The 26,279-nt window shown below is 67.4% G+C and carries 25 protein-coding genes and 1 tRNA gene; 23 read left to right on the top strand and 3 right to left on the bottom strand.

What is annotated here, in order from left to right; genetic code table 11:
* The first annotated feature begins 10 nt into the window (after positions 1-10).
* The 5 genes from ACFVJ3_RS40540 (at position 11) to ACFVJ3_RS40520 (ending at position 6,168) form a co-directional block, all read left to right on the top strand.
* Positions 11-1,627, top strand: a complete 1,617-nt coding sequence (locus ACFVJ3_RS40540; RefSeq protein WP_378457429.1) for an ABC transporter substrate-binding protein — start codon at positions 11-13, stop codon at positions 1,625-1,627.
* A 124-nt stretch (positions 1,628-1,751) separates the two neighbouring features.
* Entirely contained in the window at positions 1,752-2,678 is a 927-nt protein-coding gene (locus tag ACFVJ3_RS40535; RefSeq protein ID WP_378457428.1) for an ABC transporter permease, read from the top strand.
* A complete protein-coding gene (locus tag ACFVJ3_RS40530) occupies positions 2,671-3,645 on the top strand; it encodes an ABC transporter permease (protein ID WP_378457427.1) in 975 nt (324 codons plus the stop codon). Before ACFVJ3_RS40535 ends, ACFVJ3_RS40530 begins: the two co-directional genes overlap by 8 nt.
* Positions 3,642-5,387, top strand: a complete 1,746-nt coding sequence (locus tag ACFVJ3_RS40525; protein ID WP_378457426.1) for a dipeptide ABC transporter ATP-binding protein — start codon at positions 3,642-3,644, stop codon at positions 5,385-5,387. Before ACFVJ3_RS40530 ends, ACFVJ3_RS40525 begins: the two co-directional genes overlap by 4 nt.
* A gap of 31 nt (positions 5,388-5,418) precedes the next feature.
* On the top strand, positions 5,419-6,168 hold the full coding sequence (locus tag ACFVJ3_RS40520; protein WP_164063501.1) for an oxidoreductase: 750 nt from the start codon (positions 5,419-5,421) through the stop codon (positions 6,166-6,168).
* A gap of 413 nt (positions 6,169-6,581) precedes the next feature.
* Here the strand turns inward: ACFVJ3_RS40520 and ACFVJ3_RS40515 are convergent, their stop codons facing one another.
* The gene (locus ACFVJ3_RS40515) at positions 6,582-7,418 is read right to left on the bottom strand and encodes an HAD-IB family hydrolase (RefSeq protein ID WP_378457425.1); all 837 of its coding nucleotides are present in this window, start codon (positions 7,416-7,418) and stop codon (positions 6,582-6,584) included.
* Positions 7,419-7,797: 379 nt separating this feature from the next.
* On the opposite strand from ACFVJ3_RS40515, the gene ssd reads away from it, so the two are divergent.
* From ssd to ACFVJ3_RS40475, 8 genes are all read left to right on the top strand, one after another.
* Positions 7,798-8,883 (top strand): septum site-determining protein Ssd, encoded by a 1,086-nt coding sequence (ssd, locus tag ACFVJ3_RS40510; protein WP_378457424.1) that lies wholly within the window; start codon positions 7,798-7,800, stop codon positions 8,881-8,883.
* Positions 8,880-10,082, top strand: coding sequence for a TadA family conjugal transfer-associated ATPase (locus tag ACFVJ3_RS40505; protein WP_378457423.1), 1,203 nt, complete (start codon positions 8,880-8,882; stop codon positions 10,080-10,082). Before ssd ends, ACFVJ3_RS40505 begins: the two co-directional genes overlap by 4 nt.
* Positions 10,079-10,870 carry a type II secretion system F family protein gene (locus ACFVJ3_RS40500; protein ID WP_378457422.1) on the top strand — a complete coding sequence of 264 codons (792 nt, stop codon included), beginning with the start codon at positions 10,079-10,081 and terminating at the stop codon, positions 10,868-10,870. Before ACFVJ3_RS40505 ends, ACFVJ3_RS40500 begins: the two co-directional genes overlap by 4 nt.
* A complete protein-coding gene (locus tag ACFVJ3_RS40495) occupies positions 10,867-11,454 on the top strand; it encodes a type II secretion system F family protein (protein WP_378457421.1) in 588 nt (195 codons plus the stop codon). The genes ACFVJ3_RS40500 and ACFVJ3_RS40495 overlap by 4 nt, the downstream gene beginning before the upstream one ends.
* Before the next feature lie 57 nt (positions 11,455-11,511).
* Positions 11,512-11,730 carry a DUF4244 domain-containing protein gene (locus ACFVJ3_RS40490; RefSeq protein ID WP_378457420.1) on the top strand — a complete coding sequence of 73 codons (219 nt, stop codon included), beginning with the start codon at positions 11,512-11,514 and terminating at the stop codon, positions 11,728-11,730.
* Positions 11,730-12,104 (top strand): TadE family type IV pilus minor pilin, encoded by a 375-nt coding sequence (locus ACFVJ3_RS40485; protein WP_378457419.1) that lies wholly within the window; start codon positions 11,730-11,732, stop codon positions 12,102-12,104. Before ACFVJ3_RS40490 ends, ACFVJ3_RS40485 begins: the two co-directional genes overlap by 1 nt.
* Positions 12,101-12,457, top strand: coding sequence for an Rv3654c family TadE-like protein (locus tag ACFVJ3_RS40480; RefSeq protein ID WP_378457418.1), 357 nt, complete (start codon positions 12,101-12,103; stop codon positions 12,455-12,457). Before ACFVJ3_RS40485 ends, ACFVJ3_RS40480 begins: the two co-directional genes overlap by 4 nt.
* A 180-nt stretch (positions 12,458-12,637) precedes the next feature.
* Complete coding sequence (locus ACFVJ3_RS40475) at positions 12,638-14,047, top strand: MFS transporter (protein ID WP_378457417.1); 1,410 nt, start codon at positions 12,638-12,640, stop codon at positions 14,045-14,047.
* Between the two features lie 9 nt (positions 14,048-14,056).
* Here the strand turns inward: ACFVJ3_RS40475 and ACFVJ3_RS40470 are convergent, their stop codons facing one another.
* Positions 14,057-14,953 (bottom strand): LysR family transcriptional regulator, encoded by an 897-nt coding sequence (locus ACFVJ3_RS40470; RefSeq protein WP_378457416.1) that lies wholly within the window; start codon positions 14,951-14,953, stop codon positions 14,057-14,059.
* A 110-nt stretch (positions 14,954-15,063) separates the two neighbouring features.
* Here ACFVJ3_RS40470 and ACFVJ3_RS40465 point away from each other — a divergent pair, with 110 nt between their 5' ends.
* Both ACFVJ3_RS40465 and ACFVJ3_RS40460 read left to right on the top strand, forming a co-directional pair.
* Positions 15,064-15,984, top strand: coding sequence for a CoA transferase subunit A (locus ACFVJ3_RS40465; RefSeq protein ID WP_378457415.1), 921 nt, complete (start codon positions 15,064-15,066; stop codon positions 15,982-15,984).
* Positions 15,981-16,763, top strand: a complete 783-nt coding sequence (locus tag ACFVJ3_RS40460) for a CoA-transferase subunit beta (RefSeq protein ID WP_378457414.1) — start codon at positions 15,981-15,983, stop codon at positions 16,761-16,763. The genes ACFVJ3_RS40465 and ACFVJ3_RS40460 overlap by 4 nt, the downstream gene beginning before the upstream one ends.
* Before the next feature lie 6 nt (positions 16,764-16,769).
* On the opposite strand, the gene ACFVJ3_RS40455 is transcribed toward ACFVJ3_RS40460, so the two are convergent.
* Positions 16,770-19,133 (bottom strand): DEAD/DEAH box helicase, encoded by a 2,364-nt coding sequence (locus ACFVJ3_RS40455; protein WP_378457413.1) that lies wholly within the window; start codon positions 19,131-19,133, stop codon positions 16,770-16,772.
* Between the two features lie 396 nt (positions 19,134-19,529).
* Between ACFVJ3_RS40455 and ACFVJ3_RS40450 the strand changes: the two genes are divergently transcribed.
* From ACFVJ3_RS40450 to ACFVJ3_RS40415, 8 genes are all read left to right on the top strand, one after another.
* A complete protein-coding gene (locus tag ACFVJ3_RS40450) occupies positions 19,530-19,733 on the top strand; it encodes a cold-shock protein (protein ID WP_005248460.1) in 204 nt (67 codons plus the stop codon).
* A gap of 141 nt (positions 19,734-19,874) precedes the next feature.
* The gene (locus ACFVJ3_RS40445; RefSeq protein WP_378457412.1) at positions 19,875-20,459 is read left to right on the top strand and encodes a hypothetical protein; all 585 of its coding nucleotides are present in this window, start codon (positions 19,875-19,877) and stop codon (positions 20,457-20,459) included.
* A gap of 137 nt (positions 20,460-20,596) precedes the next feature.
* Complete coding sequence (topA, locus tag ACFVJ3_RS40440; RefSeq protein ID WP_378457411.1) at positions 20,597-23,515, top strand: type I DNA topoisomerase; 2,919 nt, start codon at positions 20,597-20,599, stop codon at positions 23,513-23,515.
* A 52-nt stretch (positions 23,516-23,567) separates the two neighbouring features.
* Positions 23,568-24,782 (top strand): DNA polymerase III subunit delta', encoded by a 1,215-nt coding sequence (locus ACFVJ3_RS40435; RefSeq protein ID WP_378457410.1) that lies wholly within the window; start codon positions 23,568-23,570, stop codon positions 24,780-24,782.
* A 31-nt stretch (positions 24,783-24,813) separates the two neighbouring features.
* Positions 24,814-24,886: transfer RNA gene (locus ACFVJ3_RS40430), tRNA-Thr, on the top strand.
* A gap of 216 nt (positions 24,887-25,102) precedes the next feature.
* On the top strand, positions 25,103-25,540 hold the full coding sequence (locus ACFVJ3_RS40425; protein ID WP_378457409.1) for a DUF2752 domain-containing protein: 438 nt from the start codon (positions 25,103-25,105) through the stop codon (positions 25,538-25,540).
* A 42-nt stretch (positions 25,541-25,582) separates the two neighbouring features.
* Complete coding sequence (locus tag ACFVJ3_RS40420; protein WP_005248443.1) at positions 25,583-25,705, top strand: hypothetical protein; 123 nt, start codon at positions 25,583-25,585, stop codon at positions 25,703-25,705.
* Positions 25,706-25,753: 48 nt separating this feature from the next.
* The gene (locus ACFVJ3_RS40415; RefSeq protein ID WP_005248440.1) at positions 25,754-25,951 is read left to right on the top strand and encodes a hypothetical protein; all 198 of its coding nucleotides are present in this window, start codon (positions 25,754-25,756) and stop codon (positions 25,949-25,951) included.
* Positions 25,952-26,279: the final 328 nt, after the last annotated feature.

Below are 26,279 nucleotides of genomic sequence, written 5' to 3'. Positions count from 1 at the left end.
GAGGATCGTTTTGCGCATCACACGTGTGGCAACCGCCGTTCTGGCGGTCGGCCTGGCAGCAGGGATGCTGTCCGCCTGCTCGTCCGGTGATTCGACGAGCGGGGGTGGTAGCGGAATCGTCAACGCCTGGGCAGGTGAACCGCAGAATCCGTTGATTCCCACCAATACCAGCGAGAATCAGGGTGGCCGCGTCGTCGATTCGCTGTTCGCGGGGCTCGTCTCCTACGACTCCGACGGCGGGGTGAACAACGAGGTCGCCGAGTCCATCGAGACGACCGACGGCAAGAACTTCACCGTGAAGCTGAAGGATGGGTGGACGTTCACGGACGGCACGCCGGTCACAGCGGCCTCATTCGTCGACGCCTGGAATTACGGCGCGCTGTCCACGAATGCGCAGATCCAAGCGTCGTTCTTCGACCCGATCCAGGGCTACGACGAGGTGGCCGCGGAGAACCCGACCGTGCAGACCATGTCGGGACTGAAGGTAGTCGACGACTCCACGTTCACGATCGAACTGAAGCAGCCCGAGTCGGCCTTCCCGGACCGCCTCGGGTTCGCCGCGTACTACCCGCTGCCTGCGGTGGCGTACCAGGACATGGCCGCGTTCGGTGAGAACCCGATCGGCAACGGTCCGTACATGATGTCCGGCCCCGGAGCGTGGCAGCACAACGTCCGGATCGACACCGTCGTGAACCCCGACTACAACGGCAACCGTAAGCCGAAGAACGCCGGCGTCGACTTCGTCATGTACAACAGCCTCGACACGGCGTACACGGATCTGCTCGCGGGCAACGTCGATGTTCTCGACCAGGTGCCGCCGAGCGCGGTCACGACGTTCGAGACCGATCTGCCGGGCCGCACCGTCAACCAGCCGTCCGCGACCATCGAGACGTTCACGATCCCGGGCCGTCTGCCGCACTTCAGCGGCGAGGAGGGCACGCTGCGCCGCCAGGCCATCTCGATGTCGATCAACCGCGACCAGATCACCCAGCAGATCTACAACAACACCCGCACGCCCGCGCTCGACTTCACCAGCCCCGCCATCGAGGGCTGGTCGGATTCGCTCGTCGGCAACGGCAACCTGAAGTACGACCCGGAGACGGCGAAGAGGCTGTGGGCCCAGGCCGATGCCATCGCCCCGTGGTCGGGCAGTTTCGAGATCGCGTACAACGGCGACGGTGGCCACAAGGAATGGGTCGACGCCACCGCCAACAACATCCGCAACACCCTCGGTATCGACGCGAAGGGCAAGGAGTACCCCACGTTCGCGCAGATCCGCACCGAGGCCACCAACCGCACCATCCCCAGCGCGTTCCGTTCGGGGTGGCAGGGTGACTACCCGCAGCAGTACGGCTTCCTCGCGCAGAACTACCAGACCGGTGGCAGCTCCAACGACGGCGACTACTCGAACCCCGAGTTCGACCGGCTTCTGCGTGCCTCCGCGGGTGAGGTCGATCCCGACAAGGCCCAGGAACTGCTGAACCAGGCGCAGGAAGTTCTCCTGCGCGACCTGCCTGCCGTCCCGACGTGGTACCGCAACGCCGCCAGCGGCTGGTCGGAGAACGTGTCGAACGTGGTCATCGACTGGAAGGGCATCCCGATGTATTCCGACATCGAGAAGAACTGACGCACCGGAGATTGTTCGACGACGGGTGGGGCCGCGAGCTGTCAGTTCGCGGCCCCGCTCGGGAGTGCGAGCCGAGGCTTCGGATTCCTGACGTCACTGCTCCCGACGAATAGGAGGTGATCCGATGCTCTGGTACGTCGGTCGCCGTTTGCTCCAGATGATCCCCGTGTTCCTCGGGGCCACGTTCCTGATCTATGCGATGGTGTTCCTGCTGCCGGGAGACCCGATCGCCGCGCTGGCCGGCGACAAGGCGCTCAGCCCCGCGGTGGCGGCTCAACTTCGTGCCCGGTACCACCTCGACGAGCCGTTCCTGACGCAGTATCTCCTGTATCTGAAGGGCATCTTCACCCTCGACTTCGGTACGTCATTCTCCGGCCGCCCCGTCAGTGAGGTGCTGGCGCAGGCATTCCCGATCACCATCAAGTTGTCCCTGATGGCACTCGCCATCGAGGGGATCTTCGGGATCGGCTTCGGCCTGTGGGCCGGACTCCGCAAGGGCGGCGTCTTCGACAGTTCCGTTCTCCTCGTGAGCCTGGTGATCATCGCGATCCCGATCTTCGTCATCGGTTTCCTGGCCCAGTTCTTCGTCGGCGTGAAATGGGGGTTGGTGCCGCCGACGGTCGGGGGTAACACCAGTTTCAAGAATCTGCTGCTACCCGCGTTCGTCCTCGGGTCGGTGTCGTTCGCGTACGTGCTCCGGCTCACCCGGACGTCGGTCGCCGAGAACCTCACCGCCGACTACGTGAGAACCGCGACGGCCAAGGGTCTTTCGCGTCGCCGCGTGGTGCAGGTGCACGTGCTGCGGAACTCGCTGATCCCGGTGGTCACGTTCCTGGGCGCCGATCTCGCCACCCTGATGGGCGGCGCGATCGTCACGGAGGGCATCTTCAACATCAACGGTGTCGGCGGCACGATCTATCAGGCGGTCACGCGCGGTGAGGCGCCGACGGTGGTGTCCTTCGTGACGGTGCTGATCGTCATCTATCTGCTCGCCAACCTGGTCGTCGACCTCCTGTACGCCGCGCTCGACCCGAGGATTCGCTATGTCTGAGAAAGTGGGGAAAGAGTCGGCCCGGACGGGCGACCGGAAAACCCGTCAGGCGCATTTCGTGGCACCCGAAGAGGTGGCGGCGCCGGGGGAGACCGACGCCGTCCACATCGACCAGCCGCCGACGAGCATGTGGTCGGATGCGTGGCGGGATCTCCGCAAACGTCCGTTGTTCCTGGTCGCGACGGTGATCATCGTCGTGGTGATCGCCGTGGCGGCTTTCCCTGCTCTGTTCACCAGCACCGACCCCAGGTTCTGCGATCTCGCGTTCAGCATGCAGGGGCCCTCGGCGGGGCACTGGTTCGGATTCGACAAGCAGGGTTGCGACATCTATTCCCGCACGATCTACGGGGCACGGGCGTCGGTGCTGGTGGGTGTCGGTGTCACGTCGATCGTGCTCGTCGTGGGCGTGGTGTTCGGTGCGGTCGCCGGGTTCTACGGCGGCTGGGCCGACTCGCTGCTGTCCCGGGTCGCCGACATCTTCTTCGGCATCCCGCTCATCCTCGCCGCGATCGTCCTGATGCAGCTGTTCGCCAACCGCACCATCTGGACGCTGATCGTGGTCCTCGCCCTGTTCGGCTGGCCTCAGATGGCGAGAATCGCTCGTGGCTCGGTGATCTCGGCGAAGAACAACGACTACGTGATGGCGTCGCGGGCGCTCGGTGTGTCGAACGTGCGTACCCTCGTCCGGCACGTGCTGCCGAACTCCCTTGCCCCGATCATCGTGATCGCGACCATCTCGCTCGGCATCTACATCGTGGCCGAGGCGACGCTGTCGTTCCTCGGCATCGGTCTGCCGTCCACCGAGATCTCGTGGGGCGGCGACATCAGCACGGCCCAGGTCACGCTGCGTCAGGGGTCGCCGATCCTGTTCTATCCGGCGACCGCGCTGGCGATCACGGTGCTCGGTTTCATCATGATGGGCGACGCTGTCCGGGACGCGCTCGATCCCAAGGCCCGGAAGAGGTGACCGTGGTGTCCACGAACGAACCAGCCGGACCGCAGAATTCGGCCGACGAGGTGCCGCTGCTCGAGATCCGGGACCTGGAAGTGTCGTTCCAGTCCCATTCCGGGCTCGTGCCCGCGGTGCGCGGTGTCAGCCTCACGGTGTATCCGGGGCAGACCGTGGCGATCGTCGGTGAGTCCGGTTCGGGCAAGTCCACGACCGCCCACGCGATCATCAACCTGCTACCCGGGACGGGAAAGGTCACCGGCGGTCGGATCCTGTTCGAGGGGCAGGACCTCGCGGAGGCGTCCGAGCGCGAGTTCGTCGAGCTGCGCGGTCAGAAGATCGGCCTCGTCCCGCAGGACCCGATGTCCAACCTCAACCCGGTGTGGAAGGTCGGTTTCCAGATCGAGGAGGCGTTGGAAGCCAACGGGATCGCGAAGGGCAAGGCCGCGAAGGCGCGTGCCGCCGAGCTGCTCGAGGAGGCCGGACTCGCCGACGCCGAGGACCGCCTGGGCCAGTATCCGCACGAGTTCTCCGGTGGCATGCGCCAGCGCGCGCTCATCGCGATCGGGCTTTCGGCTCGCCCGCAACTGCTGATCGCGGACGAGCCCACGTCGGCCCTCGACGTCACGGTCCAACGCCAGATCCTCGACCACCTCGACGGTCTCACCAACGAGTTGGGCACCGCGGTCCTGCTCATCACCCACGACCTCGGTCTGGCCGCCGAGCGGGCCGAGCATCTGATCGTCATGAGCAAGGGGCGGGTGGTCGAGGCGGGGCCGGCGCTGGAGATCCTGCAGCGGCCGCGCCACCCGTACACCCGGAAACTGGTGGCCGCGGCGCCGTCGCTGGCGTCGCAACGCCGGAGTTCTTCGCTGGCCCGTGCGGACATTCGGGAGCACGCCCTCGAGGTGGTCGGCGAGGCCGAACAGCACGGCGAGATCGGCGTCGAGTTCGGCAAGGCCACCGACGACGTGGTCGTGGCCACCGGGCTGACCAAAATGTTCAAGATCCGGCACGGGCTACGGAAGTCCACCGACTTCACCGCCGTCGACGACGTCTCCTTCGCGGTCCGGCGCGGGACGACCACGGCCATCGTCGGCGAGTCGGGGTCGGGCAAGTCGACGGTCGCGCAGATGGTCCTCGGACTTCTCGCGCCGACGTCGGGGAATGTCGTGTTCGACGGCAAGGACGTCGCGACGCTGGACCGCCGGGAGACGCTCGCATTTCGCCGCCGGGTGCAGCCGATCTTCCAGAATCCGTACGGCACGCTCGACCCGATGTACTCGATCTTCCGCACCGTCGAGGAGCCCCTGCGCACCCACAAGGTGGGGACGAAGGCGGAGCGGGAAGCGCGGGTACGCGACCTGCTGGACAAGGTGGCGCTGCCGGCTTCGGTGATGCGGAGGTTCCCGAACGAGTTGTCCGGTGGCCAGCGGCAGCGGGTGGCGATCGCCCGGGCGCTGGCGCTGCAGCCGGAGATGGTGGTGTGCGACGAGGCGGTGTCGGCGCTCGACGTGCTGGTCCAGGACCAGATCCTGACCCTGCTGAACGACCTGCAGGCGGAGCTGGGGTTGACGTACCTGTTCATCACCCACGACCTGGCGGTGGTGCGGCAGATTGCCGACGACGTGCTCGTCATGTCCACCGGCGCGATCGTGGAGAAAGCGACGACGGACGAGGTCTTCACGTCGCCGAAGGAGGAGTACACGCGGAAGCTGCTGGATGCGATTCCCGGCGGATCGATCCGGCTCGGCGCCTGACGCGGAACGGCGCCGGGTAGCGTTCCGGTACGTGAGCGACCCGTTGCAGCCCCTCGTCGACCTTCCCGGCGTCCGCGAAGCCGCGGACCGTGCGCGCGACGCGCTCGGCGCGGTTCACCGCCACAAGACCAACCGGCGCGGCTGGCCGACCACGGCGGCCGAGGCGGCGGTCCGGGCGGCCCGCGCCTCGGCGTCGCTGGACGGCGGCAGCACCGAGTTACCCGCTCCCGGCGAGGTCGGCGATCCGATTCTGTCGGGGGCGCTGCGGGTTGGGCAGGCCCTCGACGGTGACGCGCTCACGCTTCTGCAGTCCACCTGGCAGCGGGCACCCCTGCAGGCCCTCGCGCGGTTGCATCTGCTGGCCGCGGCCGACCTCGTGGAGGATCAGGAATTGCTCGGCAGGCCGCGTGCCGGGTCCGGCGTCGCGGAGCGGCTCGACGGTCTCGCCCAGCTCGTGACGGGGGGAACGGCTGCGCCCGCGCCGGTTCTGGCGGCCGTGGTGCACGGGGAATTGTTGACGCTGAAGCCGTTCGGGGTCGGCGACGGTATCGTCGCGCGCGCCGCGTCACGTCTGGTTTCCGTGGCGAGCGGGCTCGATCCCCACAATCTCGGGGTCCCGGAGGTCAGCTGGTTGCGCCGACAGCAGGCGTACCGCAATGGGGCTGCCGCATTCGCGTCGGGCGAACCGGAGGGTGTCGGCAGCTGGGTGGTCCTCTGCTGCGGCGCTCTGGAGGCCGGAGCCCGGGAGGCCACCTCGATCGCGGAAGCCGCAGCGAGTTAGTCGAAATCCTTTGCATTGCAAGAAGTTTCCGAACATGTGAAACGGGCGGCGCTGCCGACTGCTGCCGACTTCGCCGCCCGTTAGCACGGACAACCGGTTACCAAGCGTGCAAGGTGGGTTGTGTGGGTGGCCTCGGCGAGAGTCCGAATATCGTCGGGTCGTCCTTGCAACCTGTGCAGGGTCCTTGCCGGTGAAGACTCGAGTCTCGCAGGCCCACAACGCTTCTGCCCTTATAGTGGCTTATGCTTCGCGTGGGTGCCTAGTGCCCGTGCTGGGAATCCTGGTCGGGAGATCGATCCTTCTCTTCTGGGTCGACCTTGGCCTTCCGTTCTTCCGTAACTCCTTTGTACCCCGTGACCCCCCTCACAGCAAGTATCAAATTCGGTTTGTGACCGTGTCGCGGGTTGCGGCCGTCAGCGCTTGCGGCGCAACACTCCATACGTGAACGCGCCCGCGACCAGGGCCCCGACGCTCACCGCCGCCGTGGCCGCAACGGTGGTGGCGGACGGCGCCTGGAGGCGTGCCCGGAGGGAGACCGGATTGGAGAAAGTCAATATGGGCCAACCGTTTCCGGCCGCAGCCTTCCGCAACGCCCGGTCCGGGTTGACCGCGGTCGGGTGGCCGACCGCGGTCAGCATCGGGAGATCGGTCACGGAGTCGGAGTAGGCGTAGCATGCTGACAGGTCGTAGTGGTATTCGTCGGCCAGTTGCCGCATTGCGTCCACTTTGCCTTCGCCGTAGCAGTAGAACTCCACCTCGCCCGTGTAGAGCCCGTCCTCGACCGCCATGCGGGTGGCGGTGCTGCGCGTGGCCCCGAGTGCCTCGGCGATCGGCGCCACCACCTCCTCGCCCGACGCCGAGACCACGATGACGTCGTGGCCCCGCAGCTTGTGGTCCGCGATGAGGTCGGCGGCCTCGGCGAACACCAGGGGGTCCACGATGTCGTGGAGGGTTTCGGCGACCACGGACCGGACCTGGTCCACGTTCCAGCCCGCGCACATGCTCGTGAGGTAGGCGCGCATCCGCTCCATCTGATCGTGGTCCGCGCCCGACAGCAGGAACAGGAACTGCGCGTAACTGCTCTTGAGGACCGATCGGCGGTTGATCAGACCCTGATCGAAGAACGGTCTGCTGAACGCGAGGGTGCTGGATTTCGCGATGATCGTCTTGTCGAGGTCGAAGAATGCGGCAACCCGACCCGTCTCGGTGTGTCGACCTGTCTTGGCACTTCTCTGCGGCTTCGCGGTCACAATCTCCAAGGATATGCGGACTTCGGGTGGGGCGGAGGCTCGTATGAACGGGCGAAGGAAGGGTCTTTCGGCACTATCGACACGACGGAACGTTCAACAGTTGAACTTGCAAATACTGATTGGGGGAGGTGTAGTATTGCTGATGTTCGGATTTAATCCGGACGATGTTCAGCCCGACCCCCCGGGGCTGAACACAGACGACCCTCGCCTCCTCCCCCCCTGGCGAGGGTCGTCCTCTGTGCGCGGCAGGTCTGCCGCACTTCTCGACCCGGATTCCGAAATTGGTGCGGTTGTACCAGTTTCTATCCACAGGGCCGAAGTTGTCCACAATTGAGCCGAGCCCCTTCCTGCGGCCTCCCTCAGCGGGCACGCTCGCTGCATGGACGCAGAAAGCGGGGGTGAAGTGCTGGTTCTGGTCGACGATCCGGCGCTGCTGCACAGCATCAGGCGCGTCGCGGCGGCGGCCGACCGGGCGCTGAACGAGGTCGATGTCGCCGACGCCCGGCACGTCTGGGGAAGCGCCCCGATCGTCGTGCTCGACGCGCGCGCGGCCGCCGCGTGCCGCAACCGGCTCCCACGCCGGCGCCGTGTCGTGCTGCTGTGCGACGGACCGCCCGGCATCGACGAGTGGCGGATCGCGACCGCGGTCGGTGCAGAACACGTGCTCGCGGTGCCCGAGGACGAGTCGGCGCTGGTCGCCGTGCTCGGCGAGCAGCCCCAGCGTCCCGAAGCGGACGGCACCGTTGTCGCCGTCGTCGGCGGATGCGGTGGTGCGGGCGCCTCCACGCTCGCGGCGGCGACAGCCCTCACCGCCGCGTCGCGACCGCAGCCCACGCTTCTGCTCGACACCGACTCGTGGGGATCCGGCCTCGACGTGCTGCTGGGTGTCGAGGACGTGCCCGGACTGCGATGGTCGGGGCTGTCGATCGAGGGCGGCCGGATCTCCTCGAGCGCGCTTCGGGACGCTCTCCCCGCCCGCGGCGAGCGCCTGCGGGTGCTCGCCTGCAGCAGGACGGGGCACGGCGCCGGACCGACAGCGGCCGCAGTCCGTGCGGTCACCGATGCCGGCCGCCATGCGGGCGATCTGGTCGTGTGCGACGTGTCGCGGTTCCCCGGCCCGGTCACGGAAACCGTCCTCGAACTCGCCGATCTGGTGGTCCTCGTCGTGCCCGCGACCGTCCGGGCCTGCATCGCCGCGGGAAAGGTGTCGCAGTGGATCACCGAGAGGAACCCGAACCAGGGACTCGTGGTCCGCGGCCCGGCGCCCGGTGGGCTCCGCGGAGCCGACGTGGCAGAGGTTCTCGACCTGCCGCTGATCGCATCGATGCGCGCCGAGCGCGCGCTCACCGGAATGCTCGAACACGGCGGCCTCAGGCCGAGCCGGCGCTCCCCACTGGGCGCTGCGGCCGAGGCGGTCCTCGACACGGTTGGCAGCAGACCGCGGTCGCGGGAGTGGGCGGCGTGAGTTCCCTCGTCACGCCCGACCTCCTCGATCGGGTGCGCGAGCGTCTCGCGCACACGTCGGGCGAGCCGACGCCGGCGACGGTCGCCGCTGCCATCCGCACCGAGTCCGGTGGCGTGCTCGGGGACACCGACCTGCTCGGGGCGCTGCGGGTGCTCATGACCGAACTCACCGGCGCCGGCCCGCTCGAGTCGTTGCTGACGGAACCGGGAGTCGCGGACGTGCTCGTCACGGCGCCCGACCAGGTGTGGATCGACCGGGGCCGCGGGCTCGAACGCGCAGCTGTCCGATTCACCGACGAGGCGGCGGTGCGCCGGCTCGCCCAGCGTCTGGCGCTGTCTGCCGGACGCCGTCTCGACGACGCTCAGCCGTGGGTCGACGGAAGACTGCGGGACGTCGGGAACGGCTCGTTCGGCGTGCGGCTGCATGCCGTCCTTGCTCCGGTGGCCCAGGGCGGCACCTGCCTGTCGCTGCGGGTGTTGCGCCCGGCAACCCAGGGGCTCGGTGCGCTCGTCGCGAGCGGTGCCGTGGCCGAGGCGGCCCACGACCTGCTGGTGAAGATCGTGCAGGCACGGCTCGCCTTCCTGGTTACCGGCGGCACCGGGGGCGGAAAGACGACTCTGCTGGCCGCGCTGCTGGGGGCGGTGGACCCGGCGGAACGGATCGTGTGCGTGGAGGATGCCGCGGAGTTGGCGCCGACGCACCCGCACGTGGTCCGGCTCGTGGCTCGGGCACCCAACGTCGAGGGCGTGGGTGAGGTGACCGTCCGGGACCTCGTCCGTCAATCCCTGCGTATGCGCCCCGACCGGATCGTCGTCGGTGACGTTCGCGGCGCCGAGGTCGTCGACCTGCTGACGGCGCTCAACACGGGTCACGACGGCGGTGCCGGGACGGTGCACGCCAACTCTCCCGAGGAGGTTCCGGCGCGGCTCGAAGCGCTTGCGGCACTGGGCGGAATGGACCGCGCGGCGCTGCACAGTCAGCTGGCCGCCGCCGTGCAGGTGGTCCTGCACGTCCACCGCTCTTCGAGCGGGACGCGGCGGCTGACGCAGATCGGCGTCGTCACTCGCGACGAGTACGGGCACGTCACGATCGTGCCCGCCTGGAACCACGACACGGGTGAGGGTCCGGCGGTGGACCGGCTCCGCCACTTGTGTTCTCGGCGTGGACCGGTGGATTCGGTGACGGGGGTGCCATCGTGATCGCCGGTCTGGTGGTGCTCGCCTGTGCGGTGCTGGCGGTGCCGTCCGCGAGATCGCGGCCCCGGTTGCTCGCGGTGACGGGCCGGGAAGGTTACCGTCGCCGGATTCGTCTGCCCTGGATGGTTCCGGCTGCGTTCGCCGGCATTCCGATCGCGTACGAACTGGGCGGACTCTGCGCGGTCCTCGCTGCAATGATCGTTTGTGCAACAGTGCGTTTCAGGTCATTGCGACGCAGGTCGGCGAAAGCGAAGGACGCCGATCTGCGCGTCGTACTGTCGAGTCTCGAGGTGGTGACGGCGGAACTTCGGGTGGGCGCCCATCCCGCTGCCGCATGTCAGACGGCGGCCGACGAGTCGGCGGGCAGTGTGGCGGCGGCATTCCGGGCCGCGTCGGCGCGCTCGCGGCTCGGAGGATCTGCCGCCGACGGGTTCCGGATCGCGGACTCCCGCGTCGGTGCCGAGTTGGGGCGGATCGCTGATATCTGGGCGGTGGCCGACGCGCACGGCCTCGCACTCGCGGAGCTGCTCGAGGCGGCACGGGCGGACCTGTTGGGACGCAGCCGCTTCCGTCAGCGAACGGAGGCGTCGCTGGCTGGGGCGAGGGCGACGGCGACCGTACTGGCCGGGCTGCCGCTGCTGGGTGTCGGTCTCGGCCAGATGATGGGGGCGTCCCCTCTGGCGGTGCTGTTCGGCGGCGGTGTGGGTGGAATCCTGTTGCTGCTCGGTGCGGGGCTGGTGTGCGCGGGCCTGTTGTGGACCGACCGGATCACCGGACGGGTGACGGGATGATCTGGGGCGCGGTACTTCTCCTCGCCTGCGCCGTGCTGGTGTTGCCCGCACCCAGATCGCCGGTGCAGCGACTGCGCGGCGACCGCGGTGGCCCGAGTGATGCGGCGTCCGCGGTGGACGATGGCGCGCGCCGCGGGGACCCGCTCGCGATCGCAGCGACCTTCGACCTGCTGGCAGCGTGCCTGCGCGCCGGACTGCCGGTCGCGACCGCGGCGCAGGCCGTGTCGCGGTCGGCGCCCGCGCCGCTGTCGGAGTCGCTGCGCCGGGCCGCGGACCTGCTGTCGCTGGGGGCGGATGCGGCGACCGCGTGGGAGGCGGCGGCGTCGGACCCGGCCACCGAATCGCTCGCCCGCATGGCGCGCCGGTCGGCCGCATCGGGATCGTCGCTCGCCGGTTCCATGACAGAACTCGCTGCCGACGGCCGGATCCAGGTCGAGCATCTGGCGGCTGCGTCGGCCGAACGAGCGGGTGTGCTCATCAGTGGCCCCCTCGGGCTGTGCTTCCTGCCGGCATTCATCTGTCTCGGGATCATCCCGGTCGTCGTCGGGCTGGCCTCGCGTGTGCTGGACGGCGGGCTGTTGTGACAGATCGATACTTCCGGCGCAGAACCGCTGCGCCGGACACTCTGAAGGGGGAACACCATGGAACACGGAATCCGGGCCTTGGCGGAAGTTCGGGCACTGACGGCCCGCTTGACGATGCTCGCGACGGACGAGGACGGCATGTCGACCGCGGAGTACGCCATCGGGACCATCGCGGCCGCGGCCTTCGGCGCCGTCCTGTATTCGGTCGTCACCGGCGACAGCATCGTCACTGCGTTGACGAACATCATCGACAAAGCGTTGAACACCGCGGTGTGATGAGTGCTTCCGAGAACCTGCGCCGGTCGGAGGCCGGTGGCGTGACGGTCGAGGCGGCCATCGCGATCGCGTCGATCGTGGCGGTGGTCGTGCTGTGTGTCGGCGCGATCACCGCGGCGACGCTGCACGTCCGGTGTGTCGACTCGGCTCGCGAGGCTGCACGGCTCGCTGCCCGGGGAGATCGCGAGTCGGCGATCTCCACGGCGGCGAGAGTGGCTCCCGGCGGTGCCGACGTGTCGGTCCGTGCCGAGGGGGAGTTCGTCGTCGCGACCGTGCGGGCACACAGTCCGCTCCTTCCGCTCGTGAACATCTCCGCGGAGGCGGTGGCGGCTCTCGAACCCACCGTTCCGGGCTGGAGCGGGGGAGGGCGGTGAGTTCGGGGATCACCGAGGAGCGCGGTTCCGTGACCGTCACGGCGTGCTGTGCGCTCGCTGCGCTGGTGGTGGTCACGGCGATGCTGGTGCACGTCGGCTCGGCGGTGTCGGTGCGGCACCGGGCGCAGTCCGCCGCGGATCTGGCTGCCCTCGCCGCGGCCGTCGCGCTGGACCGCGGCACCGAGGCGGGGTGTGCCGCGGCACGGGAGGTCGCGGGGCGAATGCGCACCGAGGTCGTGTCCTGCGAGGTCGACGACTGGGACGTCGAGGTTGTGGTCACCGCACCGGTGATTCTGTCCTCGCTGGGTGTCCGGGATGCCCGCGCGGTCGCGAGGGCGGGTCCCGCGGAGTGACGCCGAAGCGGGGAGGCGGGCCGGTAATACCAGCGTGCGGCCGGTTTCTGTGATTATGACCAGATTGGTAATAATCCGCCGCTCAGGAAGTATTGGACGGCATCGATCCTGTGATGCGAGTCTCACTGCTGCGAGCTGGTTTTCATCCACACCACTCCCTTTGGCGAGAGAGGGCATTACATGACCACGGCACCACCGAAGCGGACCGAGGCCGAGACAAAGGCGCGGAGGGCGGGCATCGCCTCGTTCATCGGCACCACGATCGAGTGGTACGACTTCTACATCTACGGCACCGCGTCGGCGCTGGTCTTCGGTCAGGTGTTCTTCTCCGACACCCTGCCGGCGGGCATGGGCACCCTGCTCGCGTTCGTCACGCTGTGGGCCGGGTTCCTCGCCCGTCCGATCGGCGGCATCGTCTTCGGCCATCTCGGCGACAAGATCGGTCGAAAGAACACCCTGGTCATCACGCTCATGATGATGGGCACCGCCACCGTCGGAATCGGACTTCTGCCCTCCTATGCGCAGATCGGGATATGGGCGCCCGCCGCCCTGGTGTTCCTCCGGCTCGTACAGGGTGTGGCAGTCGGAGGTGAATGGGGCGGGGCGGTCCTGATCGCCAGTGAGAACGCACCCAAGGGAAAGGGGATTCTGTACTCGGCGTTCGCCCAGCAGGGGTCGCCCGCCGGAAACCTCCTGGCGACCATGGCGTTCTTCCTGCTCTCCGCCATGCCCACCCCGGCCTTCGTGCTCTACGGCTGGCGCATCCCGTTCCTGATCTCTGCGGCCCTGGTGATCGTCGGCATGATCATCCGCCTCAAGCTCGAAGAGTCGGACGCGATGAAGACCGTGCTGAAGCGCAAGAAGACCGTCGCACTGCCGATCGGTGAGGTGCTGCGCAAGCACTGGGTCCTCGTCCTCCTCGGTGCCGGCGCGCTGCCCCTGGCCCAGGTGACGTACTTCAAGAACACCTTCGCATTGTCGTGGGCCACCAGCGAACTCGGCTACGACCGGGGCACGTTCCTCGGCGCCATCGCCATCGCCCTCGTGGTCCAGTTCATCGTGCAGCCGTTCGGCGCCGTCCTGGTGTCCCGGATAGACATGCGGAAAGCCATGTGCATCATGGTGATTCCCGAGTTCATCCTGATGCCGGCAATGTTCTTCGCGATCCGGACCGAGAACTTCGCCATTGCCGTCGTCGCGATGTGCCTCGCGACCATTCCGCACTCGATGTTCTATGGCGCCATCGCCGGAGTTCTCGCGCGTGCCTTCCCCGCCAACATTCGCTACACCGGCCTTTCCGCGGCCTACCAGCTGTGTTCTCTGATCGTCGGCGGCGGCACCCCGGTGCTGGCGCAGTGGATGCTCAACTCGTCCGGCAACATCGTCGGTGTTGCGTTCGTGTCGGCCGGATATGCCGCCGTCTCCCTGATCTGCACGTTGTTGCTGCTGAATCGGACCGGATACGACGCGCGCCGACTGTCGACCGCGGAGCAATCCGACGCGGACGAACTGCAACTCGAGATCGCTGAGGACGATGCGGTGGACACCGCTCCGAGTGCAGGGCAGGCACGTGCGACAGCCCGCACCTGACCGCGCAGGTCATTCCGGAGTGGGCAATGCCTCCTCGGACAGCCTGAGGACTTCCCTCAACGCGGCGTTGTCGTCGTCCGCTCTCCACGCGATCCGCAGTTGCAGGGTGCTGGGACCGCCGACCAGCGGGAGGAACACGACATCCGGGTTGTTCACGTTCTCGGCCACGGAGGACACGGTCAACGCGCAGCCGACCTCCGCGGACACCAACGCCATCAACGCCATCGAGTCCGGGGCACTCTGCACGATCCGGGGCGTGAAGCCGGCGTCGTGGGCCGCCCGCTGCAGGGAGTCGCGCAGCGCCGATCCGGGATCGGCGGGCAGCGTCACCCAGGGCTCGGTGGCCAGTTCCTCGATGCGAACGCCGTCCCTGCCTGAGAGCGGGTGGTCGGTGGGCAGGGCCACCACGAAGTCCTCGTTGAGGATGACGCGGGACGCGATGCCCGGCGGGGTGAAGATCCACCGGACCAGACCGATGTCGAGGGTTCCGTCGAGGAGCTTGTTCAGCGCTTCGCTCGCGAAAGCGGAACTGTCCAGAACGAATTCGATCCCCGGGTGGGTGTGCCGGACGAGTTTGGCCCACCGCCCGATGAGCAGGTGGGACGAGACTCCGGCGAAGCCGATGCGCACCCGGCCGACCTGTCCGCGCCCGGCGGCGGCGACGGCGATCTCCGCGAGCCGGCAGGCGTCCAGGATCTCGCGCGCCGGGCCCAGCAGTGCCTCACCGGCGGAGGTCAACCGCACGTTCCGCGTGTTTCTTTCGAAAAGAGTTGCCCCGAGCTGCTTTTCCAGTTGCCGAATCGTTCGGCTCAGCGGCGGCTGGGCCGAGTGCAGGCGCTGCGCGGCGCGGCCGAAGTGCAACTCCTCGGCAACCGCGAGAAAGGCAGTGATCTGAGAAATCTCCACGGGAGAACTATTGCAGTTCCAGCAACAGAGTTGTCAACACTATTGATTCACACGGCGGTAATCCGGTGGGGAAGGTCCCGAGGCGACCTCCCGTCGTTCCGGAGAAGGGCATGACGATGAGCAAAGTGGTCAGCATGGCGGAAGCCATAGGAACGTACGTCGAAGACGGCATGACCGTGTGCCTCGAGGGCTTCTCACATCTCATCTCCTTCGCGGCTGCGCACGAGATCATCCGGCAGCAGCGGCAGAACCTCACGCTGTGCCGGATGACGCCCGACATCGTGTCGGATCAACTCGTGGCCGCCGGTTGTGTCACCAAGCTCGTGGCCTCGTTCTTCGCGAGCGGCTCCGCCGGATCCCTGCACGAGTTGCGGCGCCGTATCGAGCAGCACGATCCGGTGGCCCTCGAGGTCGAGGAGTACAGCCACTACGGAATGGTCTGCCGCTATCAGGCGGGTGCCGCCGGTCTCCCGTTCTTTCCGCTGCGCTCCTATGCCGGAAGCGACCTTCCGCGGCTGAACCCCCGAATTCGACTCGTCGACGATCCTTACGGGGAGGGCACCGTGTACGTCGTGCCTCCGCTGAACCCGGACGTCACTATCGTTCACGCGCAGCGCGCCGACCGTCACGGCAACGTGCAGATCTGGGGTATCTCCGGGGTCCAGCAGGAAGCGGTGTACGCCGCGAGGAAGGCGATCGTGGTCGTCGAGGAGATCGTCGACGACGAGGTCGTCCGCTCCGACCCGAACCGCACGCTGATCCCCTCCCACGCGGTCGATGCCGTCGTCGTCTGTCCGCGCGGGGCGCACCCGTCCTACGTGCAGGGCTACTACGACCGGGACTGCGCGTTCTACCGGCGATGGACCGCGATCAGCAAGGACTCCGGACTCCTGCAGGCCTGGCTGAAGGAATGGATCCACGGCACCGCGAATCACGACGAGTACCTGGACAAACTCGGCGGCGACTACTGGAACGACCTCGCCGTCGAGCCTCGATTCTCCGAACCAGTCGACTACGGGAGCCGGAAATGACCACAGCACCAGTCGGAGCGATCTCCGCGACGGAGGTCATCGTGTCCGTCGCCGCCCGCGAACTCGCCGGGAAGGGGCGTGTCTTCGCCGGCGTCGGCTTGCCGACGCTCGCCGTCGATCTGGCCAAGCGGACCAGCAACCCCGACGTCGAACTGATCTACGAATCGGGAGTGTGCGGCGCCCACCCCGCCGTGATGGCCGAGGGCATCGCCGACTCGGTGGTCGTGTCGGGCGCAGAGTCGGTGGTGTCGATGTCGGCGTTGTTCGGCTACGTGCTGCAGGGCGGCAACGTCGACGTCGGATTTCTCGGTGCGGCCCAGATCGACCGGTACGGCAGCCTCAACACCAGCATCATCGGTGACTGGGACAAGCCGACGGTCCGGTTGCCCGGTGCCGGTGGCGCCGTGGAGATCATGCCCAATGCCGGCGAGATCTTCGTGGTGATGCGGCGACACGACCCGAGTGCCTTCCCGGCGGAACTCGACTTCTGCACGTCGCCGAGTCCCGTCCGGGCCCGGGCGGCAGGTGACGGGATCATGCCTCGCGGCCGAGGGGTGACGAAGGTGTTCACGAACCTCGGGGTGATGTCGCGGCAGGGCCCGTTCGACGAACTCGAGTTGGTCAGCGTGCACGAGGGGGTCACCGTCGACGACGTGCGAGCGCAGACCGGCTGGGAACTGAAGGTCGCCGGCGATCTCACGGTCACCGCCCCGCCGACCGCCGAGGAGATTCACCTGCTGCGGGATGTGATCGACAAGGTAAGGCTCTATCTGCGCTGAGCGGGCTCAGCCGAGCGAGTCCAGTACAGCCGTGAGGACCCGGATCGCCCCATCCTTGTCGAGGGGGTCGTTACCGTTTCCGCACTTCGGCGAGTACACGCAGGACGGGCACCCCGAGGTGCATTCGCACGATTCGATCGCTTCGCGGGTCGCGCCGAGCCAGCGGGTGAGTTCGGCGTGACCTCGGTCGGCGAAGCCGGCGCCGCCTGCGTGACCGTCGTACACGAACACGGTGGGAAGTCCGGTGTCGGCGTGCAACGCGGTCGAGACACCGCCGATGTCGCCTCGATCGCACACCGCGACGAGAGGCAGGAGCCCGATCGCGGCATGTTCCGCGGCGTGGAGCGAGCCGGGTACGCGTTCGGCCGGAACGCCCGCCTGCACCAGGAGTTCCGGGGTGACGGTGTACATCACCGCGCGGGTGGGGAGGGTCTGCTTCGGCATGTCCAGTTCGACCGCGTCGAGGATCTCACCCGAAGACAGTCGTCGGAGGTACCCGATCACCTGATGGGTGACCTCGACCTCGACGAGAGCGACCTCGACGTCGCCGAACTGCTTCTGCTCGAGCACCGACGTGACGGTGATCTCGGTGGTCTCGCGGGCCGACGTCGTCCAGTCGGGGTCCTCGGCGTGCACCAGGGCGAGTCCCTGTTCGAGGTCGAGTTCGTCGACGACGTACGACTCACCCTGATGGAGGTGGACGGCGCCGGGATGCGCCGTGGCGGGAGCGCGGCCGGTGTCGACGGTTCCGAGCATGCGTCCGGATTCCGACACGACAATTGCCACCTGGGTTCCGATTCCACCGCGGATATCCACTGCGCCATGAGGATTTGTGCCGGCGGTGACGAACCAGCCGTGTGCGCGCCGGCGGATCAGGCCCTGCTCTGCCAGCTTCCCGAGGACGTCGATCGCGCCGAACGCCTCGGCCTCGGCGTCGGACAGTGGCAGTTCCATTGCCGCGCAGAGCAACTGCGGGCCGAGGACATACGGATTGCTCGGGTCCGTGACGGTCGCCTCGACGGGCTTGTCGAGCAGCGCGGACGGGTGGTGGACGAGGTAGGTGTCGAGGGGATCGTCACGCGCGACCAGGACTACGAGCGAACCTTCGCCGCGTCGGCCGGACCGGCCTCCCTGTTGCCAGAACGACGCCACCGTCCCGGGGAACCCGGCGACCACGACGGCGTCGAGGCCGGCGATGTCGACGCCGAGTTCCAGCGCATTCGTCGTCGCCGCCCCCAGCAGCGTGCCGTCGGCGAGTGCGGTCTCGAGCTCACGCCGATCCTCGGCGAGGTACCCGGCTCGATACGACGCGACTCGCGCCGAGAGTTCGGGATCGATCTCCCCGAGTAGGCGTTTGGTCGCCATCGCGGTCAACTCCGCGCCACGGCGGGAGCGCACGAAGGTGAGCGTGCGGGCCCCTTCGACCATCAGGTCGGCCATGATGCGCGCGGCCTCCGAACCGGCGGGCCGTCGAACGGGGCTTCCGTTCTCCCCGGTGACCTCCCGCATCAGCGGGGGTTCCCACAGCGCGACCGTCCGGGGGCCGTGCGGTGAACCGTCTTCCACGACCTCGGCGCAGGGCGCTCCGATCAGCCGCGACGCCGCCGCCCCGGGATCCGCCGTGGTGGCGGACGCGAGGACGAAGACGGGATCGGCGCCGTACCGTGCCGCGATGCGCCGGAGCCGCCGCAGCACGAGCGCGACATTCGAGCCGAAGACACCACGGTAGGAGTGGCATTCGTCGATCACCACGTAGGTCAGATTGCGGAAGAAGTGCGCCCATCGCTGATGGGTCCGGAGGAGGGAGATGTGCAGCATGTCGGGGTTCGTGAAGAGCCACCGCGAGTTCTCCCTCGCCCAGTGCCGCACCTCTAGTGAGGTGTCGCCGTCGAACACGCACGGGTACACGCCCCGGAGGTCGTCCCCGGCGTCCAGGGCTTCCGAGTCGATGAGCGAGGTCACGGCCCGCAGCTGGTCTGCGCCGAGCGCCTTGGTCGGTGAGAGGTAGAGGGCGGTCGCCCGCGGATCCGTTGCCAGAGTGGTGAGTACCGGGAGCTGGTAGGCCAGGGACTTGCCCGAGGCCGTGCCGGTCGACACCACGACGTTCGTCCCGTGATGGGCCAGGTCGGCGGCGGCGGCCTGGTGGGTCCAGGGGCGGGGGATCCCGTTCTCCTGCATGGCCCGGACGACGCTCGGGTGCGCCCACGCGGGCCATTCCGACACCTGAGAAGTCCGGGCAGGCATTTCCGCGGCGAAAGTGAGCGGGTTTTCGTCTCGGGGAACGCCCTCGAGGACTCGGTTCAGCAGCGCTCGGCCGTATGTTTCGCCCGTATTTCCACTGTCGTCACGTGGTGAAAACGGTGTGCTCACTGATGTCTCCGGGCTGTCGTAGGGGACGGGCGAGTAGCTTCCACACCGCCACGACCTGCGCATTTGATGATAACGAGTGCCTCTTCGGGGCTGTCGCCCGGGGTGTCGCGACCCCCGCGTGAAACGGCTGTTTCATGCCTGTTCGCTACAAGATCAACTTTTTGTGTGAATTGTTCGGATTTCGACTGTTGCGTTCGCGGAGTTCATGGTTGACTACAACTGGTCGCAGCTTCTGTGTTCGTAGGCTTGAAAGAGTGAACGCTCGCAGGATCGATGTTGCGAACGCGGTGCTCTGCTTTTCCTGAGGGGGAAATCAAGAAGTACAGCGGTCGGAACCGGCCCGGCGGACTGTATGTGCTGTCCGCCGAATCCGGTGTTAGAAAGAGAAGGAAAAGCATGGCACAGGGCACTGTGAAGTGGTTCAACGCGGAAAAGGGCTTCGGCTTCATCGCACCCGAAGACGGCTCCGCTGACGTCTTCGTTCACTACTCCGAGATTCAGGGCAGCGGCTTCCGCACCCTCGAGGAGAACCAGCGCGTGGAGTTCGAGGTCGGCCAGGGCACCAAGGGCCCCCAGGCTACCGGCGTTCGCGCAGTCTGATTCTGCCGTTCACATTCGTGAACACGTAAATCAGATAGGCGGGGTCCTCGTGACCGCGTCTGATTCGTCCCCCATCGCCTGAGGCGGTGGGGGACGAATCGTTTTCACGGCAACGGTGCCGTGGCCAAAGGGGGTACTTCAGTGAGCCAGCTCTCCTTCTTCTCCGCGGAGGCGATGCCGCCGGCAGTCACCGATCTGTGCGGTCTTCTCGCCGCGACGGGTCAGGTGGTCACATCGGCCGGGCGTGCGCGGATCTCGATCGTGGTCGACGCGCAGTGGCGGGCGGAGGCGATTGCGGAGTTGATCGCCCAGGCCGGACTCGAGGTCGAGATCACGCGCAGCGACGAGGGCAGCCCGCTGGTTCGCACTGCATCGGTCGTCGACTTGCGGCCTCTCGCGGACCAGTGGACGAGGGGAGCGGTCAAGGCGGTGCCTTCCGGCTGGGTGCCGTCGGGGCGTCAACTGAGGGTGTGGGCTTTCGCGTCGGGCAGGGGCGAAGCGGAGGGTGAGCGGTTCGTCCTCGGACTCGATCCGCATGCCCCGGATACCCACGCGCCGTTGGCTCAGGCATTGATGAGAGCGGGCATCGCGCCGACGCTGATCGGCACCCGTGGCTCGGGTCCGGGGCTCCGAATCTCGGGTCGGCGTAGGCTCGGCAGACTCGTCGAGAGCATCGGTGAGGCGCCCGGAAATTTAGACGACCGTACCGGTTGGCCCCACGTCTAGAGCCGCGTAGACGGTACTGATCTGCGAGGATGGGTTCCGGGTATGTCACTCTAGTAATAGGCGAACCGGGTATAAAAGGGTTTGTCTGCACAACTGTCGAGTGGCAGCGATCGACTTCAGGAAGGCTCGGGCTACAGGTGGCTAAAGGGGACAACGGCAGTGCACAGGGTGCGGCGGGAGCGTCCGGCCAGCCTCGCCGCCTCGTGATCGTCGAGTCGCCGACCAAGGCCCGCAAGATCGCCCCGTACCTCGGAAAGAACTATGTCGTCGAGGCGTCGGTCGGCCACATCCGCGACCTTCCGCGCGGAGCCGCGGATGTCCCGGCCAAGTACAAGGGTGAGTCGTGGGCGCGGCTCGGCGTCAACGTCGACCATGATTTCGAACCCCTCTACGTGGTCAGTCCGGAGAAGAAGTCCAAGGTCACGGAGCTGAAGAGCCTCCTCAAGGACGCTGACGAACTCTTCCTCGCCACCGACCCCGACCGCGAGGGCGAAGCGATCGCCTGGCATCTCCTGGAGACACTCAAGCCGAAGATCCCGGTTCGCCGGATGGTCTTCCACGAGATCACCGAGCCGGCCATCCGCGCCGCGGCCGAGGACACCCGCGAACTCGACACCGACCTGGTCGACGCGCAGGAGACCCGCCGCATTCTCGACCGTCTGTACGGCTACGAGGTCAGCCCCGTGCTGTGGAAGAAGGTCATGCCGAAGCTGTCGGCAGGCCGCGTGCAGTCCGTCGCCACCCGCGTCATCGTGAAGCGGGAACGCGAGCGGATGGCGTTCCGCTCGGCGTCCTACTGGGACATCTCCGCCACCCTCGACGCCGGCGCCGACGCCAGCCCCCGCAGTTTCGGGGCGCGTCTGGTGAGCGTCGACGGCTCCCGGGTGGCCAGCGGCCGCGACTTCGGCGCGGACGGCCAGCTGAAGACGAGCACCGTCACTGTTCTGGACGAGGCGCGAGCGCAGCGTCTGGCAGAGTCCCTCGCCGGTGTCGACCTCACCGTCTCCTCCGCGGAGAGCAAGCCGTACACCCGCAAGCCGTACGCGCCGTTCATGACGTCGACGCTGCAGCAGGAGGCGGGCCGCAAGCTCCGCTTCACGTCCGAGCGGACCATGCGCATCGCGCAGCGGCTGTACGAGAACGGTTACATCACCTACATGCGTACCGACTCGACGACGCTGTCGTCGTCGGCGATCGCTGCCGCCCGCGCGCAGGCCACCGAGTTGTACGGCGCCGAGTACGTGCACGACACACCGCGCCAGTACACGCGCAAGGTCAAGAACGCGCAGGAGGCGCACGAGGCCATCCGCCCCGCCGGCGACGTGTTCCAGACCCCTGGTCAGCTGCATTCCCGCCTCGACACCGACGAGTTCCGTCTGTACGAGCTGATCTGGCAGCGCACCGTGGCGTCGCAGATGGCCGACGCGCGGGGCACGACGCTGACCCTGCGGATCACCGGAACCGCGGGCACCGGCGAGGAGTGCACGTTCTCCGCGTCGGGCCGCACCATCACGTTCGCCGGATTCCTCAAGGCCTACGTGGAGAGCGTCGACGAGGAGGCAGGCGGCCAGTCCGACGATGCAGAGTCGCGCCTGCCGGTGCTCGTCGAGGGCCAGGCGGTCACCGCCACCAAGCTCGATCCCGACGGCCACACCACCAACCCGCCCGCCCGCTACACCGAGGCGAGCCTGATCAAGACCCTCGAAGAGCTGGGCATCGGCCGCCCGTCCACGTATTCGTCGATCATCAAGACCATTCTCGATCGCGGATACGTCTACAAGCGCGGCAGCGCGCTGGTCCCGTCCTGGGTGGCGTTCGCCGTCATCGGCCTCCTCGAGATGCACTTCGGGCGGTTGGTCGACTTCGACTTCACCGCCGGGATGGAAGACGACCTCGACGCGATCGCCGGTGGCCGGGAACAGCGCGGCAACTGGCTGAGCAGTTTCTACTTCGGTGGCGATCACGGCGCCGAAGGCTCGGTTGCCCGTGAGGGCGGCCTGAAGAAGATGGTCGGCGTCAACCTCGAGGAGATCGACGCTCGCGAGGTCAACTCGATCAGGCTCTTCGACGACGCCGAGGGACGGGAAGTGCACGTCCGCGTCGGACGGTTCGGTCCGTACCTCGAGCGGATGGTCCAGAACCCGGACGACCCCGAGGGCGACCTCATCTCCCAGCGGGCCAACCTGCCCGACGACCTTCCGCCGGACGAGCTGACCCCGGAGTACGCGGAGAAGCTGTTCTCGACGCCGCAGGAGGGTCGCAAGCTGGGAGTCGACCCGCTCACCGGGCACGAGATCGTCGCGAAGGAGGGCCGCTTCGGCCCCTACGTCACCGAGATCCTTCCCGAGCCGGAGCCGGAGCCCGAACCGGCAGTGGTGCCGGTGACGGACGAATCGGGCGACGGGACGACCAAGACGAAGACGGCAGCCAAGAAGGCTCCGGCGAAGAAGGCGGCGAAGAAGGCCACCGGTCCGAAGCCTCGGACGGGTTCGCTTCTCAAGTCGATGGACTTGGAGACGGTGACCCTCGACGACGCCCTCAAGCTGCTGTCGCTGCCGCGCGTGGTGGGTGTCGATCCGGAGTCCAAGGAAGAGATCTCCGCGCAGAACGGTCGCTACGGCCCGTATCTGAAGAAGGGGACGGATTCGCGGTCCCTCGCCACCGAGGACCAGATGTTCACGGTGACCCTCGACGAGGCTCTGAAGATCTACGCGGAGCCAAAGCGCCGCGGACGTCAGGCCGCCGCCACCCCGCCGCTGCGTGAGCTGGGCGTCGACACGGTCAGCGAGAAGCCGATGGTGATCAAGGACGGCCGGTTCGGGCCGTACGTGACCGACGGTGAGACCAACGCCAGCCTCCGTAAGGGTGACGAGGTGGAGTCCATCACCGACGCTCGCGCTTCGGAACTGCTGGCGGATCGGCGTGCCCGCGGTCCCGTCAAGAAGAAGGCCGCCGCGAAGAAGGCGCCCGCCAAGAAGGCTGCAAAGAAGGCCGCCGCGAAGAAGGCGCCGGCGAAGAAGGCGGCCTCGAAGAAGGCAGCGGACAAGAAGGCGTGAGCCGGTACCTCGGGCCGGCCGCGCTGTCGCACGTGCCGGTTAGGCTGGCGCGGTGACGGTATTCGACCGGTTGGTGGGCCAAGAGGACGTCGAGGCCGAGCTGACGGCCGCAGCGACCGCCGCCCGTCGTGGAGTCGGTGCGATGGGCTCCTCGATGACGCATTCGTGGCTGTTCACGGGGCCGCCCGGATCGGGTAGGTCGGTGGCCGCGCAGTGTTTCGCCGCCGCACTCCAATGCACCAGTGACGGCGTCCCCGGCTGCGGCGTGTGCCACGCCTGCACGACGGTCATGGTCGGCACACACGGCGATGTCCGGCGGGTAGTCCCCGAGGGCCTGAGCATCAGCGTCAAGGAAATGCGCGCCATCGTGCAGACCGCCGCTCGCCGGCCGAGCACCGGGCGCTGGCAGATCGTGGTCGTCGAGGATGCGGACCGGCTCACCGAGGGTGCGGCCAACGCTCTCCTGAAAGTGGTGGAGGAGCCGCCGGATCGCACCGTGTTCCTGTTGTGCGCGCCCTCGGTCGACCCGCAGGACATCTCCGTGACGCTGCGGTCGCGCTGCCGGCACGTCCATCTCGTGACTCCGTCGGCCGACTCCATCGCGAAGGTCCTGCGCGAGCGGGACGGCCTGGACCCCGCCGATGCGCAACTGGCGGCCTCGATCAGCGGCGGTCACGTCGGGCGCGCCCGACGTCTCGCGACGGATCTCAATGCCAAGGTGCGTCGTAAGGACGCTCTGGACCTCGCCGTCGCGGCACTGCGGCCCGCCACCGCGTTCGCCGCGGCGGAGGAACTGGTGCGTTCTGCCGACGCGGAGGCGAAGGAGATGAGCGCGGCCAGGGACGAGCAGGAAACCGAAGAATTGCGCACCGCGCTGGGGGCGGGCGGCACCGGTAAGGGTGCTGCCGGAGCTCTCCGCGGTTCGGCCGGCGTGCTGAAGGATCTCGAGAAGCGCCAGAAGTCCAGGGCCACTCGCACGGGCCGTGACGCACTCGACCGTGCACTGATCGATCTGGCCGGTCTCTACCGCGACGCGCTCGCCGTCGCATGGAAGTCGAACGGCGCCGCGAACCACCCGGACATGGCGGATCGGGCGGCCGACCTCGCCTCGCGCACAACCCCGGAAGGCCTTCTGAAGTGCATCGAAGCCGTCCTCGAGTGTCGCGAGGCGATCACCGTCAACGTCAAACCGCAGTGGGCTGTCGACGCCATGGTGGCCACTCTCGGCGACGCGTTCAGGGAGCCGTTTTCGCATACTCGGGGTTGAGGCGCTAGACTCGCCACCGCCGAAAGGCACCGCTGCCTTAGCTCAGTCGGTAGAGCATTTCACTCGTAATGAAAAGGTCGAGAGTTCGATTCTCTCAGGCAGCTCAGCGGTCCTCTGGCCCTTCCCGATCAGTCGGGAAGGGCCAGAGTTGTCTCCGGGGGCGGACACATTCGCCGTGTCGGATATGTACAAGAACTTCGGGGTCGTGAAGAACTTCTCCGGTGACATCGAGGGCAGGCACCCGCCGTCTGTGGCCGGACTACTCGCTCACCGTCTGACTGTCGGCACCGGAAACCGGAAGAATCGTAAACACTGGACGCGTGGACACGCAGAGCGGAACTCCGACGATGCCGGCGGTCGGTCTGCGCGCACTCGGTGCACCCGCCGCTGTGGCCGTCGGCGCCGCTGTCGCCGCCGCGATCCTCCACTTCCGGGATCCGCATCAGCCGGGTTCGTACGGCTTCTGTCCCGTCTACGCCCTGACCGGGTGGTGGTGCCCGGCCTGCGGAGGGTTGAGGGCAGTGCACGACCTCACCAACCTCGACATCGGCGCGGCTGTGGCCGGCAATGTTCTGATCGTCCCGTTCATTGCGGTGATGGTTTTCGCGTGGATCGGATGGGCACGTCGCCGATGGCGAGGACATCGCGATCGCAGGATCGTATTCGGTCCGCGAGTGACAGTCGGTGTGCTCATCTTCCTTGCGGCGTTTACCGTCACCAGGAACACATCTTGGGGAAGCTGGCTCGCGCCGGCCTGACACCTGGTCGCCGCGGGCACGAAACAGAGAGTCGGTTCACAGATGGCAATGCAGGTCTTTTCGTTGATCGCGATCCTGGGCGCGCTGATCGTCCTCATTCCGACCGCGCTGCGAGTCTTCGGCAAGAGCGACAACGTGAAGGCGCCGGACGAGACCGAGGAGTGAGTTCGGTGCACCCTCGACAACCCACCGCCGCGCGGTCATGATTTCGATATGAGCGATTCGCTGAAGGACCGGGTGCGCGAGAAGCTGTTGCGTCAGCTGGCCGAGGACGGGGGGCACCCAGTCCAGGAGGCGGAGGGGGACGATCCACGATTGGTTTCCATCGACTCCGACCTCGCGGCTTTGGAGCAGGCCTCGGACGGTGATGTGGTGATCGAGGAGCTGGCGGCCAAGTACTGGGTGCCCTGAATCGGCGGGTTTGCGGCGTTGACCTGGCGATTTGGTGTTCTTGTTTCCCTTCGCGTAACTTATTCCAGGTCAGAGCGACACGGACACCGACCCCGGCCGGAAGGCGGGGGACACGAGGTTGGACGAAGGCGCCTGGTAAATCGGAAGTTCACCGTCGTGTATGGTTGTGCTTCCATCCCGGTTTGATCTTGATCAGTGTCACGGCTTGCGCCGGTGAGGCTGGTAGGATAAGATGGAACGGTTGCCCCGGAGCGGCTGGCGAGTGTGTCAGTGGTGATGGTGTGTGCGTGTTCTTTGAGAACTCAACAGTGTGTCGATGAATGTCAGT

This window comes from Rhodococcus sp. NPDC127593, assembly GCF_042671975.1.
GTDB lineage: Bacteria > Actinomycetota > Actinomycetes > Mycobacteriales > Mycobacteriaceae > Rhodococcus_F.
Note: the sequence above shows the minus strand (reverse complement) of the source record. Positions and strands in the feature narration are given on the sequence as shown.

Excerpts from the sequence above, each read along its gene's own strand:
- ACFVJ3_RS40535 (WP_378457428.1), top strand. The coding sequence starts at position 1,752 with ATGCTCTGGTACGTCGGTCGCCGTTTGCTCCAGATGATCCCCGTGTTC.
- ACFVJ3_RS40530 (WP_378457427.1), top strand. The coding sequence starts at position 2,671 with ATGTCTGAGAAAGTGGGGAAAGAGTCGGCCCGGACGGGCGACCGGAAA.
- ssd (WP_378457424.1), top strand. The coding sequence starts at position 7,798 with ATGGACGCAGAAAGCGGGGGTGAAGTGCTGGTTCTGGTCGACGATCCG.
- ACFVJ3_RS40495 (WP_378457421.1), top strand. The coding sequence starts at position 10,867 with ATGATCTGGGGCGCGGTACTTCTCCTCGCCTGCGCCGTGCTGGTGTTG.
- ACFVJ3_RS40490 (WP_378457420.1), top strand. The coding sequence starts at position 11,512 with ATGGAACACGGAATCCGGGCCTTGGCGGAAGTTCGGGCACTGACGGCC.
- ACFVJ3_RS40485 (WP_378457419.1), top strand. The coding sequence starts at position 11,730 with ATGAGTGCTTCCGAGAACCTGCGCCGGTCGGAGGCCGGTGGCGTGACG.
- ACFVJ3_RS40475 (WP_378457417.1), top strand. The coding sequence starts at position 12,638 with ATGACCACGGCACCACCGAAGCGGACCGAGGCCGAGACAAAGGCGCGG.
- ACFVJ3_RS40465 (WP_378457415.1), top strand. The coding sequence starts at position 15,064 with ATGACGATGAGCAAAGTGGTCAGCATGGCGGAAGCCATAGGAACGTAC.
- ACFVJ3_RS40460 (WP_378457414.1), top strand. The coding sequence starts at position 15,981 with ATGACCACAGCACCAGTCGGAGCGATCTCCGCGACGGAGGTCATCGTG.
- ACFVJ3_RS40450 (WP_005248460.1), top strand. The coding sequence starts at position 19,530 with ATGGCACAGGGCACTGTGAAGTGGTTCAACGCGGAAAAGGGCTTCGGC.
- ACFVJ3_RS40420 (WP_005248443.1), top strand. The coding sequence starts at position 25,583 with ATGGCAATGCAGGTCTTTTCGTTGATCGCGATCCTGGGCGCGCTGATC.
- ACFVJ3_RS40415 (WP_005248440.1), top strand. The coding sequence starts at position 25,754 with ATGAGCGATTCGCTGAAGGACCGGGTGCGCGAGAAGCTGTTGCGTCAG.